Raw genomic sequence first — 14,220 nt, forward strand, 5'->3', positions numbered from 1 at the left:
ACGAACATGAGCAGCATCAACTACAGCGAGAAGATCCCGAACAACGTCAATCTCAGCGAAGACCGTACGCTGCAGCGCGCGTTGGAGCATTGGCAGCCCAACTACCTGGCCTGGTGGCAGGACATGGGACCGGAAGGTTCCCACGACTTCGATGTCTACCTGCGCACCGCCGTCAGCGTGGATCCGCAGGGCTGGGCCCAGTTCGGCCACGTCAAGATGCCCGACTACCGCTGGGGCATCTTCCTGAACCCGGCCGAGCAAGATCGCAAGATCCATTTCGGCGACAACATGGGTGAAGCCGCCTGGCAGGACGTCCCCGGCGAGCACCGTGCGAACCTGCGCCGCATCATCGTCACCCAGGGTGACACGGAACCGGCATCGGTCGAGCAGCAACGCCATCTCGGCCTGACCTGCCCCAGCATGTATGACCTGCGCAACCTGTTCCAGGTCAACGTTGAAGAAGGCAGGCATCTCTGGGCCATGGTCTATCTGCTGCACAAGTACTTCGGCCGTGATGGCCGCGAGGAAGCCGAAGCTCTGCTGGATCGCCGCAGCGGCAACGATGACAACCCGCGCATCCTGGAAGCCTTCAATGAGAAGACGCCGGACTGGCTGAGCTTCTTCATGTTCACCTACTTCACGGACCGCGACGGGAAGTTCCAGCTCTGCGCCCTGGCCGAGAGCAGCTTCGACCCCCTGGCTCGCACCACCAAGTTCATGCTGACGGAAGAGGCGCACCACATGTTTGTGGGTGAATCTGGCGTGAGCCGCGTGATCCAGCGCACGGTGGACATGATGAACCAGCTCAAGACAGACGACGTGGGCAAGCTGCGGGCAGCTGGCGTGATCGATCTGCCGACGATTCAGCGCTACATCAACTTCCACTACAGCGTCACCATCGACCTGTTTGGCGCCGACCAGTCCTCGAACGCCGCCATCTTCTACAGCTCCGGCCTCAAAGGTCGGTACGAAGAGGGCAAACGTACAGATGACCACGTTCTCAAGGGTCAAACGTACAAGATTCTCGAAGTGCAGGGTGATCGGCTGCTCGAGAAGGAAGTTCCGATGCTCAACGCGTTGAACGAGGTTCTGCGCGACGACTACATCACCGATTCCAAGGCGGGTGTCGACCGCTGGAACCGCGTGATCGAAAAGGCCGGCATCCAGTTCCGGCTCACCGTCCCCCACAAGGCCTTCCATCGCAACATCGGCACACTGGCTGGCGTCAAGGTCTCGCCGGACGGACGCGTGATGTCCGAAAGCGAGTGGAATACCAAGGTCAAGGAATGGCTGCCGACGGACGAGGATCGCGCCTACGTTGCATCCCTGATGGGCCGTGTCGTTGAGCCTGGCAAGTTCGCCAACTGGATAGCCCCTCCCGTCATGGGCATCAATCGCCAGCCCGCGAACTTCGAGTACGTCCGCTTTAACTGAGGGGTCCGGGACCATTCGCAAGGCGGGTTAGGCAGGCGATAACCGCCGCTTAACCCGCTGTTCGTTTTATGGGGTCTGAAGCCATGAATATGTCCGAAAGCAACGTCATCAAGCAGCATCTGATTGATCCCGAGATCTGCATCCGCTGCAATACCTGTGAAGCCACCTGTCCGGTGGACGCCATCACCCACGACAGCCGAAACTATGTCGTGGATGCATCGAAGTGCAATTTGTGCATGGCCTGTGTCCCCCCATGCCCCACGGGCTCGATCGACAACTGGCGTGTCATGCCGGTCATCAAGCCGTATACCGTTGAAGAGCAATTGGGCTGGGATGAGCTGCCCGACGAACTGACCACCGAACAACTCGCGGAAGCAGGGGCCACTGCACCCGCAGCGACCGTCAGCCAGAGTGCCCTCGCCACCTCCTCGCAACCTGCAAGCACTGCGCCTGTTCAAGTCAATGTGGGCGCGACACTCCCTCCCTGGTCGGCCGCTCACCCCTATACCAACATCTATGGTCTCAAAGCCAGCGAGAAGTTTGTAAGCGCAACAGTGGCAGGCAATGTTCGCGTGACCGAGGTGGGCAAGGACTACGACACCCATCACATCGTTCTGGACTTTGGCTCGCTGCCGTTTCCTGTTCTCGAGGGTCAATCGATTGGCATCATCCCCCCGGGAACAGATGCCGAAGGTCGGGTCCACCACGCACGCCAGTACTCCATCGCCAGTCCACGAAATGGCGAGCGCCCGGGTTACAACAACGTCTCGCTCACCATCAAGCGCGTACTTGAGGATTACCAGGGTAAGCCTGTGCGCGGCGTGGCGTCGAACTATATGTGCGACCTGAAGGTTGGCGACAAGGTCCAGGTCATCGGACCGTTTGGCAACAGTTTCCTGATGCCAAACCACCCCAAGAGCCATATCGTCATGATCTGCACCGGCACCGGCAGCGCCCCGATGCGAGCGATGACGGAGTGGCGCCGTCGCCTGCGGCAATCCGGGAAATTCGAAGGTGGCAAGCTGATGCTTTTCTTTGGCGCACGGACCCCGGAAGAGCTTCCCTACTTTGGCCCGCTGCAAAGCCTGCCCAAGGATTTCATCGACATCAGCCTGGCGTTCAGTCGCAAGCCAGGTCAACCCAAGACGTACGTGCAGGACCTGATGCGCCAGCGCTCAAGCGACCTTGCACCCTTGCTTGCGGATCCGAATGCCTACTTCTATGTCTGTGGCCTCAAGAGCATGGAAGAGGGTGTCGTGTTAGCCCTGCGCGATATCGCCCAGGCCGCTGGTCAGAGCTGGGAGAACATCGCCGTGGCCCTGAAACGCGACGGTCGTCTGCACCTGGAAACCTATTGACGACTCCTCCCACAAACGTCATCACGATGAACATGAGTACTCCCCTGACCTCGCCAACCCTGCGTGTTCATACCAGGGCACCTGGCGTGGCCCAAGTCACCATGGCCCGAGAGGCCGTTTTTAATGCCTTCGACGAGCAGATGATTCAAGAGCTCGACACGGTTTTCGCCCAGCTGGAGGCTGACGAGACTGTGCGCATGATCGTGCTCGCCGGCGAAGGCAAGCATTTCAGCGCCGGCGCCGACCTGCAATGGATGAAACGTGCCAGTCAGGCCACTCATGCATGGAATCTCGAAGACGCACGCCGATTCGCCGGGATGCTGGCCCAGATCGAACGCTGCCCCAAACCCACCTTAGCGCGCATCCAAGGTGCCGCACTCGGTGGCGGCGTCGGCCTGGCTTGTGCCTGCGACGTGGCCATTGCTGCAGAGCAGGCCAGCTTCAGCGTGAGCGAAGCCAAGTTCGGCATCCTGCCTGCCGTGATCGGCCCCTATGTGGTCAATGCCGTGGGCAAACGCCAGGCGCGCCGCCTGGCCCTCACGACCGCTCGCGTCGGTGCGCATGAAGCGTTGACCATGGGTCTGGTGCACCAGGTCGTGCCGCTCGCTGCGCTGGACGAGGCCGTGGATAAAGTCGTCGCCGAGCTGCTGGCGGGCGGACCGGGCGCGCAGCAGGAGATCAAGGCACTCTTCGCCCAACTCCACGTCGGTCCCATCAGCGATGAAGTGCGTGAACTCACAGCGCAGACCATCGCCCGTGTCCGCGGAAGCGACGAGGCCCGCGAAGGCTTTGACGCCTTCCTCGCCAAGCGTCCGGCCTGCTGGATTCCGCAGGCATGAGCGCGCCGTACGTCCCGCCTGTCCTTGTGGTCGGAACCGGCATCATGGGTGCCGGCATCGCCCAGATCGCTGCCCAGGCGGGTCACCGTGTCTATCTGTACGACCAGCGTGCGGGTGCTGCCGCCCAGGCCCGCACAAAACTTGCCGGCACTTTTGAGACTCTGCTTGCCAAGGGAAAACTCTCGGCAGCCGAATCGGCGGCAGCCCTGGACCGCATCATCGCCGTCGAGACGCTGACCGAAGCCGGGCTGGCCGAACTGGTTGTCGAGGCCATCGTGGAAAACCTGGACGCCAAGCGTGCGCTTTTCCAGGCACTTGAATCACTTCTGCCTGCATCCGCCATTCTTTGCACCAACACCAGTTCCCTCAGCGTCACGGCGATAGGCAAAGATCTGGAGCGCCCTGAGCGCCTGGTCGGCATGCATTTCTTCAACCCTGTGCCGCTCATGAGGCTGGTCGAAGTCGTGCATGGCCTGCGCACCGATCCAGCGGTAGCGGAGCAGATCGAAGCGCTGGCTCGCGCCTGGGGAAAAGTGCCAGTGCACACCAAGAGCACACCCGGTTTCATCGTCAACCGCATCGCTCGCCCCTTCTATGCCGAGAGCCTGACCCTGTTGCAGGAACTGGCAGGCAGCCCGGCACAAATGGATGCCTGCCTGCGCGCCGCCGGATTTCGCATGGGCCCCTTCGAACTCATGGATTTGATCGGCCATGACACCAACTTCGCGGTCACCCGCTCGGTTTACGATGCCAACTTTCAGGACAAGCGCTACGTCCCCAGCCTGTTGCAGGCTGAACTCGTAGCCGGCGGTTTGCTGGGCCGCAAGAGTGGCCGTGGCTTCTATACCTATCCTGATGGAGCCGCGCCTCTACCGTCCCCAATGCTCACGCCCCTGACACTTCCTGCGCTTGTCACCGTGCACGGGCAAGGCAAGTTGGCCGAACTGCTGGTCGAGCGGCTGGGACGTGCCGCACCGGCCGCCAGATTGCAGCGTGTTCCGCAGAGTGTCTGGACGGGCGTGCAGCTCGACTCGGCTTACCTCGCATTCAGTGACGGCCGGACCGCACAGGCGCTGGCTGCGACTTTTGCGCCATCCGATGTTGCAGTGCTGGACTGGCCGCTGGCCGCGCTCGGTGCCGGCCCAGCCATGGAACAGCCGCATCTGGCCTACGCGCTGACACCACAAGCCAGCACAGAGTGGGCGCGCCTTGCGCCGGCCTGGCTGGCAGCTCTGGGTTGGACTCCGGTGCAGCTCGGTGACACCCCGGGCCTGGCTGTGGCCCGCACCGTGGCCATGCTGATCAATGAGGCGGCTGACGCCGTGCAACAGGGCGTGTGTACGCCTGACGACGCCAATGCGGCCATGAAGCTGGGCGTCAACTATCCGGCGGGCCCCTTTGAATGGCTGCAGTCCCTGGGCAAGACACGGGTTCTGGCCGTGCTGCGCGCCCTGGATGCCGAATACTGCGGCGAACGCTACCGCAGCAGCCCCTGGCTGCGTCGCCAATCGGAACCCAATACATGACACGTACCATCGACCTCGGACCGGACTTGCAGGTTCTCATTCACCGTGAGGGCGAGGATGCCGGCATCGCCGAACTGGTGTTTGGCCCTGCTGGCGGCATGCCGGCCACCGATGCAGGTGCACACGCTGCCCTGGGCACGATCTGGACCCAGCTCGCCGCCGATTCCGATGTGCGGGCCATCCTGGTGCGCAGCGAGGGCAAGGGCTTCTGTGCCGGCGGAACGATGGATCTGGTCGAGGATCTGCTCAACAGCGAAACCGCCCGCCAACGGGTGATGCAAGAGGCCCGCAACCTGGTCCAGGGCATGATCGACTGCGACGTGCCCATCGTCTCAGCGATCAACGGCGCGGCCGTCGGGGCTGGCGCCGCGGTTGCCTTGCTGGCCGACATCTCGGTCGCTTCGACCCAGGCCAAAATCATCGACGGTCATACCAAGCTCGGTGTGGCTGCCGGCGACCATGCTGCCGTGATCTGGCCGCTGCTTTGCGGCATGGCCAAGGCGAAGTATTACCTGCTCACCTGCGATGTGCTGGATGGCATCGAGGCTGAACGCATCGGCCTGGTCAGCCTGGCCGTGACGCCCGGAGAACTCGACGCAAAGTCCCGTGCAATCGCACGCCGTCTCGCTCGCGGCAGCCGCACGGCCCAGGCTTACACCAAGCGCAGCCTCAACCACTGGCTGCGAGCCGCCTGGCCCGCCTTCGAACATTCTCTGGCTTTTGAAATGATGGGCTTCGCCTCGGCTGACGCACGCGAGGGGCTGGCTGCGCTCCAAGAGAAGCGCGTCCCCGTTTTCCCATCCACCACCCAATGAAGTTCGCCGATTTCGAACCAGGCCAACAGATTGAAGCCGGCCCCTACAAAGTTTCCGAAGCCGAAATTCTGCAATTTGCCCAAGCCTACGACCCCCAGTGGTTCCATACGGACCCCGCGCTTGCCCGCCACAGCCGTTTCACCGGCCTGATTGCGAGCGGCTGGCACACCTGCAGCATGGCGATGCGCCTCGTGACAGACGCAGCGCTGCAGGGCTCTGAGTCCTTTGCCTCGCCGGGACTGTCCTACGTCAAATGGTCACACCCCGTACGCCCGGGCGACGATCTGCGACTCGTGGCCACGGTGCTGGAAACCCGCCGTTCGCGCCAACAGTCATCTTTGGGCATCCTGCGCTGGCGCTGGCAGCTCTTCAATGCCGAGGGTACCGAGGTGCTCGATCTGGAGGCGACCAGCCTGTTCGATCTGAAGACGTAGATACCAGCCGGGTGAATGCAGGGGAAGCATGGCCTGTGCGCCATCAAGAGCGTCACTCCACAGTGGCGATGACATCATGGGATTCACGGAATGACAGTGGCCTGCCTCAGGCTGAGGAACTTCCGGCCCGGGGCTTGGACGTCGCTGCCTATTCGATCCTGGCCATCTGCGCTGACGGTGGATGCCGGCCAACCCGAGCTGAGGCAGGACGCGGCACCGTCGGCCTCAGCGCTCGACCGGCTTCTCGGCGAACCGCATCGAGAAATCGACCGCCTTGATGTCCTTGATCAGGCCGCCCACTGAGATGCGGTCGACGCCGGTCTCGGCCAGCTCGCGCAGGGTCTCCAGCTTGACGCCGCCGGAGATCTCCAGGCTGCAGCGGCCGGCGGCTAGGTGCACCGCTTCGCGGATGGTCTCCAGCTTCATGTTGTCCAGCAGCACCATGGTGACACCGGCATCGAGTGCCTCGCGCAGCTGCGGAAGGGTCTCAACCTCGACCTGGATGAAGTCCACCGGCTGCTTCAGTGCCTGGGCCGCCCGGAAGGCGGCGGTAAGGCTGCCGGCGGCGGCGATATGGTTTTCTTTGATCAGGACAGCGTCGTAGAGGCCCATGCGATGGTTTTTTCCGCCGCCGCAGCGCACCGCGTACTTCTGTGCCACGCGCAGGCCCGGAATGGTCTTGCGCGTGTCGATGATGGAGGCGTTGGCGCCGCGCACGGTTTCGACGTATTGCGCCGTCTTGGTCGCCACCGCGCTGAGCGTCTGCAGGAAATTGAGGCAGGTGCGTTCGACGGTGAGCAGCTCGCGCGCGAGGCCTTCGATTTCCACCACCTTGCTGCCGGGGGTGGTGCGGTCACCATCGTGGAGCAGCCAGTTGGCCTTGGCCGCAGGTGCGACCTGGCGCAGCACCTCGTCGACCCAGGGCCGGCCGCAGAGCACGGCCTGCTCGCGGCAGATGATCGTGGCGGTGACGCGCTGGCCGGTGGGAACCAGGGAAGCCGTCACATCGCCGCTGCCGACGTCCTCGGCGAGGGCGCGGCGGACGTCGTCTTGCACCTGGGCGGCGGGAATGAGCTTGTCTTGCATGTTCGTACGGACAGGAGTTCGCCCTCTATTTGACCAGCAGCAGCGCCAGCCCGCATAGGAACGCAAAGAGGATACGACGGAACAGTTCCTCGCTGAGGCGATGTCGCATGGCCTGGCCCAGCCACAGTCCCAGGAACATCGGAACCAGGGTCAGCCCCGGCCGCCAGCAGCACGGCCAGGTTGCTGGCGTCGGGGCTCGTCACTTATTCGGCCTTCAGGTCGGCGTACTTGCCGGCCTTCGCCATGGCCTGGTTTTCGCGTTCGATTTCCTTGCGGTAGGCGTCCGGGCCGGCGCCGATCGGTTCGATGCCGCCGTTCTTGAACCTGTCGATCACGTCCGGCTGCTTCACCGCCAGGGCGATCTCGTCGCTCAGCTTCCGGATCGCTTCGGCCGAGGTGCCGGCGCGGCCGATCACGCCGACGCTGACCGAAAAGTCGAAGCCGGGCAGTACCTCGGCGATGGCGGCGACGTCGGGCGCCTGCGGCGAGCGCTTCGGGCTGTTGCTGGCGATCAGGCGCACCTGGTCGTTCTTGACGAAGCCCAGCATCGAGGGGAGTGCCGCGAACAGGAAATCGACCTGGCCGCCGACCAGCGCGGGCACCGACTGGCCAGAACCGCGGAACGGCACATGGCGGATATCCAGGTCCAGGTCCGCCTTCAGCGCTTCCATCGTCAGGTGATGGGTGCTGCCGATGCCGGAGGACCCGTACGTGTAGGCGCCCGGCTGCTCCTTGACCTTAGCCAGGAATTCCTTCAGCGTCCTGACGCCGGTCTTCGGGTGCGCCACCAGAAACAGCGGCGAGCGGGCCATCAGGGACACGGCCATCAGGTCCTGGTCCACGGCGTAGCGGGCCGACTTGTTGATCTGGGGGGTGATCGACAGCATGGAACCGTCGGAGACAATGAAGTTGTGGCTGTCGTTCGGGGAGGCCATCAGCGTGTTGTACGCGACCACGCCATTGCCTCCCGGCTTGTTGTCCACCACCACCGGCTGGCCCAGCCGTTCGGTAAGCTTCTGGGCCACGATGCGCGCCACCGTGTCGGGCAGGCCGCCAGCAGCGTAGGGGACGATGAACCTGACCGGCTTGGTCGGGAATCCGCCCTGGGCGAAGGTCGCGAAGGGAATGGCGGCCAGGGCCAGCGCGGCGAAGGAGCGTCGTTTCATGGTGTCTCCGGATTGATGCACGCAGCGGGAAGCACCCGCCACATCCAAGGTTCAAGGAATCCCCGCAGCTTGCCGGGGGATGGCAATTTGTTTAGCCATCTAAGATAATATACCAATTATTCGAGCCTGCTTGATCTCCGTCAAGTCGGCGTTCCACCGACCTGCTAGACGAGCCGCACCATGTCCGAATCCGAAAACCTGCGCCCCCTGCGCGTCGCCCGCAAGCAAGAGATCGCCCGCGACATCCACCTGTTCGAGCTGCGCGGCCCCCACGGCGCGCCGCTGCCGCCCTTCACCGCCGGCGCCCACCTGGCGATCCAGGTGCCTAACGGCCACAAGCGGCAGTACTCGCTGTGCAACGATCCGCAGGAAACCGGCCGCTACCAGATCGCCGTCAAGCGCGAGGCCGAAGGCCGCGGCGGCTCCGTCAGTCTGGTCGATGGCGTGGCGGAAGGCGACGAGGTGCAGGTGAGCCTGCCGGAGAATCTGTTCGAGTTGAGCGACAAGGCCAGGAGCTTCATCCTGGTGGCTGGCGGGATCGGCATCACCCCCATGATGGCGATGGTGCGTTCCCTGCAAGCCGAGGGTTTGCGCAAGTTCAAGCTCTACTACTTCAGTCGCGAGCCGGAGGGCACGGCATTCCTGGACGAACTGCAGGACGGCGAACTGGCCGGCAAGGTGGTGGTGCACCATGACCACGGCGATCCGGGCCGCTCCTACGACCTGTGGCAGATCTTCGAGAAGGTGCAGTCCGGCACGCACGTCTACTGCTGCGGCCCCAGGGGCCTGATGGACGGGGTCAAGGACATGACCGGCCACTGGCCCGGCAGCCAGATCCACTTCGAGAGCTTCGGTGGCGACACCAAGCCGCACGCCGACGACCATCCGTTCCAGGTTCAGCTCCAGCGCAGCGGCAGGACCCTGCAGGTGGGCGCCAAGCAGACCATCCTCGATGCCGTGCGTGCCGCCGGCATCCACGTCTCGAGTTCCTGCGAGAGCGGCACCTGCGGCTCCTGCAAGGTGCGGATGCTGGAAGGCGATGCAGATCACCGCGACCTGGTGCTGCTGGACGAGGAGAAGTGCGACCACATCATGGTGTGCGTGTCGCGCGCCAGGTCCGAACAGCTGGTGCTGGACCTGTGACGGCCGGCCGTGACGACGCCCTGCGCCTGGGCGTGCTGGGGCTCGGGCGTGCCTTCACCCTGATGTTGCCCACCTTCACGCGCGATCCGCGCGTGAAGGTGGTCGCCGCCTTCGATCCGCGCGGCAGCGCCACCGATGCGTTCCAGCGCGACTTCGGCGGCCGCGGCCGTGCCTCGCCGGAGGAGCTGTGCGCCGACCCGGCGGTGGAGTGGGTGTACGTCGCCACGCCCCACCAGCTGCATGTGGACCATGTCCGGCTGGCGGCCGCCCATGGCAAGCATGTGCTGGTGGAGAAGCCGATGGCGCTGAACCTGGCGGACTGCACGCACATGATCGAAGCGTGCGCGCAAGCCGGCACCCGGCTGGTGATCGGCCACAGCCACAGCTTCAACACCCCCGTGCTGCTGGCCCGCCGCCTGATCGACAGCGGCCGCTTCGGCGCGGTGCGGATGATCAACGCGCTGAACTTCACCGACTTCCTGTACCGGCCGCGGCGGCCGGAGGAACTCGACACGTCCAGGGGCGGCGGCGTGGTGTTCAGCCAAGCGGCGCACCAGATCGACATTGTGCGCCTGCTGGGCGGCGGCGAGGTACAGGCGGTACAGGCCCGCACCGGCCGCTGGGACCCGAGCCGACCGACCGAGGGCGCCTATTCAGCGCTGCTCGATTTCGAGTCGGGTGCCTTCGCCGCCATCACCTACAACGGCTACGGCTACTACGACAGCGACGCCCAGATGGACTGGGTGGGCGAGATGGGCAAGGCCAAGTTGCCCGGGACCCACCAGCAGACCCGGCAGAAGCTGCGTGCCGCGACCGACGAAGCCGCCGAGGCCCGCCAGAAGGCGGAACGCAACTACGGCGGTTCGAGCTATGTGCCTGATACCGGCGCGCCACCGGCCGCCTTCCAGCATTTCGGCCCGGTGCTGGTGTCCTGCGACGGCGCCGACCTGCGCCTGACACCGGCCGGCGTGGAGGTGCACGACGTCCAGGGCACCCGGCTCGAATCGGTGCCGGTGCCGGCAGTGCCGCGCCGGGAAGTGATCGACGAACTGTGGGCGGTGTCGCGCCAGGGGCGCCCCGTGCTGCACGACGGTCGGTGGTCGCGCGCCACCGTGGAAGTCTGCCTGGCGATTCTGGCATCGGCCCGCGACCGCCGGGCTATCATGCTGGAGCACCAGGTCCAATTGCCGCCCGGCGCGGCGCCACTTCCCGATGGCCCATAACAACGACACCCAGCAACTGCTTCGCCACTGGCGTGAATCGGTTCCCGACGACCGGCTCGCGCATCTGATCCGCGACGTGGCGCGCTCCCAGCAGCGCGCCCTGCAGCAGCGCCTGGCGGCGCACGGCGTTTCCTTCGGCCACTGGACCTTCCTGCGCATCCTGTGGACACGCGACGGCCTCACGCAACGTGAGTTGAGCGAGCGCGCCGGCGTGATGGAGCCCACCACGTTCACCGCCGTCAAGGCGATGGAGCAGATGGACCTGATCGAGCGCCGCCAGCTGGCCGGCAACCGCAAGAACATGCACGTGTTCCTGACCCCGGCCGGCCGCGCGCTGGAAGCCACGCTGGTGCCGCTGGCCGAGGAAGTCAACCACATCAGCGTGCGGGGCCTGTCGGACAGGACCATGGCGATGCTGCGCCGCGCGCTGCTGACCATGATTGAGAACCTGGCGGCCGAGGAAGAGCACGCCGAAAACGAAACGGCCGCCGAAGAGGCGGCCGAATCCTAGCTCGAAGCGAAACGGCGCCGCTGGGGCACGCCGTGCGCGATCAGATGCTGTACGTCTCGTAGGTCGAGGGGTCGAACAGCTCCTCGAGCTTCAGCTTGCGCGGCGACAGGCCCTGGGCGTGGTGGTGGTGCAGGAAGGCTTCCAGCGTCTTGCGGTTCTTCTCCACCCCGTACGACCAGAAGTCGTGGCCCAGCGTCTCTCGCGCCGCCTTCAGCTGCTCTTCCACGAACGGCAGCGTGACCTTGGTGGCCGAGGTGTCGGCCAGCAGTTCCAGCGCCTTCGCCTTCGATTCGCTGAAGGCCTTGAACAGCGCCGCCGGCAGGAAGCGGTGCTTCTCGGCCAGTTCCTTGCGGATGCCCACCACGTGCATGATCGGGAAGATCCCGGTGCGGCGGTAGTAGTCCTTGGCCACTGCGACCGTGTCGTCGAAGAGCCAGACGACGTTGGGATTGCTGGCGGCGGCGCCCCCCGGCGGCCGCGGGGCGATGAAGCCGTCGATCTCGCCCTCGTCGATCAGCTGGGAAATCGTCTTGCCTTCCGGCGCACTCTCGACCTTCACGCCAGGGGGCAGGTCGAGCTTGACCTTCTCCGGCCGACCGGGCGTGTCGATGCCGCCGCGCACCCAGGTGACGTCTTCCGGCCGGATACCGTAGTCGTCCTGCAGGATCGAGCGGGCCCAGACGATCGCGGTCAGCTGGTACTCGGGGACGCCGATGCGCTTGCCCTTCAGGTCTTCCGGCTTCCTGATCCGGTCCTTGCGCACATAGATCGAGGTGTGGCGGAAGGCGCGCGACAGGAACACCGGGATCCCGATGTAGGGGCTTTCGCCGCGCGAGTGCTTCACCAGGTAGCTAGAGAAGGACAACTCGGTCACGTCGAAGTCGCGGCTGCGCATGGCACGGAAGAACATTTCCTCCGGGTTCAGCAGCATATAGACGGGATCGCAGCCGTCGATCTGCACGCGGCCGTCGTACAGCGCGCGGTTGCGGTCGTAGTCGCCCATGGCGACGGAAATCTGGAGCTTGCTCATGGTCGGATTGTCAGGCCTTCACCGTGTAGGCGGTGTCGAGTTGCGGCTGATCCGGCTGGCTGAGCCAGACGTACTTGACCTCGTACTGGCGCCAGTCGGTGGTCTTCGGGATCACGCTCTGGAACGAGCAGACGTCGGCCGGCACGAAATCCGCACCGGTGCCGATCGCCGGGTCGCCCTGCTGGAACTTGCGGGCCGCCTCGATCAGCTGCTTGCGGAACTCCACCACGGCCAGATCGCTGGCGCCCAGGCGGTCCTTGGGCCGGTTAGCGATAGCGCCCATGGTCACCCACATGGCGATGTCCTGATTGGGGAAGCCCTTGATGCCGGTGAAGTTGCCCGCCTTCATGGCCTGGCGGTCCTGCCAGAAGCGGTTGCCGTAGTTGCGCAGCGGCCGGTACTCGCCGTCCAGGTCCACTCCCTTCACCTGGCCCAGGAACTTGCGCCAGGTCTCGTTCTCCGGCGTCTGGGACGGATGGCCCCAGGCGATGAAGTAGAAGTTGGTGGTGGTGTCGTCAGCCGGCACGTTGACGTTGGCCACGTTGTACAGGTTGTTTGGCGGAATCAGCACCGTCCAGGGCGCCACGAACACCGTGGTGCGGATGTAGTCGTGGGTCTGGGCGTTGAAGATCGGGCGGCGGATCGCGGCGTAGCGGAAGCCGTAGCCGGCGTGCTGGACCTGCAGGCGCGGCGCCTTGTCGGTGGAAGGGCGCAGCCAGGTCTTGTCATTGGCTTCGGCGCCCTGCACGCGGGCCGGCACCATGTCGGAACTGTGCAGGCTGGAGCTGTGGGCCGAGTCGATCGCACCTTCCAGCACCTGGGCCCAATTGGCCGGCAGCACCGCCTTCGCGATCGCGACACGGGTATCCCTGGTCGGCGCCCAGCGCGGCGGCTGGAACTCGGGCATCTTGTCCGCCTCGCCCATCCAGGCCCAGACCATGCCGCCCCATTCCTGGGTCGGGTAGGCCTTGTGCTTCACCTTCTCGGCCAACTTGCTGGCTTCCGGCTCGGACGGCATTTCCTGGACGATGCCATGCACGTCCAGCTTCCAGCCATGGTACAGGCAGCGCAGGCCGCCTTCCTCGTTGCGGCCGAACAGCAGCGAGGCGCCGCGGTGCGGGCAGGCCTCTTCCAGCAGGCCGACCTTGCCGTCGCTGTCGCGGAACACCACCAGATCCTCGCCCAGGATGCGGGCCTTGACCGGCGCGCCGTCAGGATCCTCGACCTCCTCGGACAGGCAGATGGGAACCCAATGTTGGCGCATCAGTTGGCCCATGGGGGCACCATGCTCGACCCGGCACAGCAAATCGTTTTCTTCGCGAGTGATCATCGGAAATCTCCTGTGAGTGACTGACCCCGCCACCGCGACGACTGCGGGATGCAATATACTTTGACCTCTAAGTATATTGCATCCCGACGCCCGACGCCAGCGTTTTTCAGAGTGAAACCTTCGCAGCCCTCCAGCAGACTCCCGACGCGCTTTGCGCCGGTGGTGTTCTCGTTCTTCATGGCCAGCTTGGTGGGCTTCATGATGTCACTGGCGCTCACTGCCTGGAACACCGGCGGCGTCGGCGCGTTCTTGCTGCGCGCGCTGCAGGCCTACGCGGTGGCTTGGCCGGGGCGTTCTTCAGCGTCATGCTGATGCGGCCAGTGGT

14 protein-coding genes are annotated in these 14,220 nt (G+C 64.7%); 10 read left to right on the forward strand and 4 right to left on the reverse strand.

Features of this window, described 5'->3' with window-relative positions; translation table 11 throughout:
* Positions 1-6 precede the first annotated feature (6 nt).
* The 6 genes from boxB to ACYVH8_RS10805 all read left to right on the forward strand — a co-directional run bounded on the left by boxB (position 7) and on the right by ACYVH8_RS10805 (position 6,406).
* Positions 7-1,434 (forward strand): benzoyl-CoA 2,3-epoxidase subunit BoxB, encoded by a 1,428-nt coding sequence (gene boxB / locus ACYVH8_RS10780; RefSeq protein ID WP_460488856.1) that lies wholly within the window; start codon positions 7-9, stop codon positions 1,432-1,434.
* 83 nt (positions 1,435-1,517) lie between these two features.
* Positions 1,518-2,792: a benzoyl-CoA 2,3-epoxidase subunit BoxA gene (gene boxA, locus ACYVH8_RS10785; protein ID WP_460488857.1), complete on the forward strand. Its 1,275-nt coding sequence runs from the start codon at positions 1,518-1,520 to the stop codon at positions 2,790-2,792.
* Positions 2,793-2,824: 32 nt separating this feature from the next.
* A complete protein-coding gene (locus ACYVH8_RS10790) occupies positions 2,825-3,631 on the forward strand; it encodes an enoyl-CoA hydratase-related protein (protein WP_460488907.1) in 807 nt (268 codons plus the stop codon).
* Positions 3,628-5,157: a 3-hydroxyacyl-CoA dehydrogenase gene (locus ACYVH8_RS10795; RefSeq protein WP_460488858.1), complete on the forward strand. Its 1,530-nt coding sequence runs from the start codon at positions 3,628-3,630 to the stop codon at positions 5,155-5,157. Before ACYVH8_RS10790 ends, ACYVH8_RS10795 begins: the two co-directional genes overlap by 4 nt.
* Positions 5,154-5,972, forward strand: coding sequence for an enoyl-CoA hydratase/isomerase family protein (locus ACYVH8_RS10800; protein ID WP_460488859.1), 819 nt, complete (start codon positions 5,154-5,156; stop codon positions 5,970-5,972). Before ACYVH8_RS10795 ends, ACYVH8_RS10800 begins: the two co-directional genes overlap by 4 nt.
* Positions 5,969-6,406, forward strand: a complete 438-nt coding sequence (locus ACYVH8_RS10805) for a MaoC family dehydratase (RefSeq protein WP_460488860.1) — start codon at positions 5,969-5,971, stop codon at positions 6,404-6,406. Before ACYVH8_RS10800 ends, ACYVH8_RS10805 begins: the two co-directional genes overlap by 4 nt.
* Positions 6,407-6,631: 225 nt before the next feature.
* Here ACYVH8_RS10805 and nadC read toward each other — a convergent pair whose 3' ends face one another.
* Positions 6,632-7,492, reverse strand: a complete 861-nt coding sequence (nadC, locus tag ACYVH8_RS10810) for a carboxylating nicotinate-nucleotide diphosphorylase (protein ID WP_460488861.1) — start codon at positions 7,490-7,492, stop codon at positions 6,632-6,634.
* Positions 7,493-7,695: 203 nt separating this feature from the next.
* The gene (locus ACYVH8_RS10815) at positions 7,696-8,658 is read right to left on the reverse strand and encodes a Bug family tripartite tricarboxylate transporter substrate binding protein (RefSeq protein ID WP_460488862.1); all 963 of its coding nucleotides are present in this window, start codon (positions 8,656-8,658) and stop codon (positions 7,696-7,698) included.
* A 180-nt stretch (positions 8,659-8,838) separates the two neighbouring features.
* Here ACYVH8_RS10815 and ACYVH8_RS10820 point away from each other — a divergent pair, with 180 nt between their 5' ends.
* Genes ACYVH8_RS10820 through ACYVH8_RS10830 form a run of 3 tightly spaced genes read left to right on the forward strand, consistent with a single transcriptional unit; the run spans position 8,839 to position 11,535 of the window.
* On the forward strand, positions 8,839-9,801 hold the full coding sequence (locus ACYVH8_RS10820) for a PDR/VanB family oxidoreductase (RefSeq protein ID WP_460488863.1): 963 nt from the start codon (positions 8,839-8,841) through the stop codon (positions 9,799-9,801).
* Positions 9,798-11,024 (forward strand): Gfo/Idh/MocA family protein, encoded by a 1,227-nt coding sequence (locus ACYVH8_RS10825; RefSeq protein WP_460488908.1) that lies wholly within the window; start codon positions 9,798-9,800, stop codon positions 11,022-11,024. Before ACYVH8_RS10820 ends, ACYVH8_RS10825 begins: the two co-directional genes overlap by 4 nt.
* Positions 11,014-11,535 (forward strand): MarR family winged helix-turn-helix transcriptional regulator, encoded by a 522-nt coding sequence (locus ACYVH8_RS10830; RefSeq protein WP_460488864.1) that lies wholly within the window; start codon positions 11,014-11,016, stop codon positions 11,533-11,535. The genes ACYVH8_RS10825 and ACYVH8_RS10830 overlap by 11 nt, the downstream gene beginning before the upstream one ends.
* 40 nt (positions 11,536-11,575) lie before the next feature.
* Here ACYVH8_RS10830 and ACYVH8_RS10835 read toward each other — a convergent pair whose 3' ends face one another.
* The gene (locus ACYVH8_RS10835; protein ID WP_460488865.1) at positions 11,576-12,565 is read right to left on the reverse strand and encodes a substrate-binding domain-containing protein; all 990 of its coding nucleotides are present in this window, start codon (positions 12,563-12,565) and stop codon (positions 11,576-11,578) included.
* Between the two features lie 10 nt (positions 12,566-12,575).
* Entirely contained in the window at positions 12,576-13,895 is a 1,320-nt protein-coding gene (locus ACYVH8_RS10840) for a Rieske 2Fe-2S domain-containing protein (RefSeq protein WP_460488866.1), read from the reverse strand.
* 111 nt (positions 13,896-14,006) lie between these two features.
* Between ACYVH8_RS10840 and ACYVH8_RS10845 the strand changes: the two genes are divergently transcribed.
* Positions 14,007-14,207: a DUF2798 domain-containing protein gene (locus tag ACYVH8_RS10845; protein ID WP_460488867.1), complete on the forward strand. Its 201-nt coding sequence runs from the start codon at positions 14,007-14,009 to the stop codon at positions 14,205-14,207.
* The last annotated feature ends 13 nt before the right edge of the window (positions 14,208-14,220 follow it).

It is taken from the genome of Curvibacter fontanus (assembly GCF_054780335.1).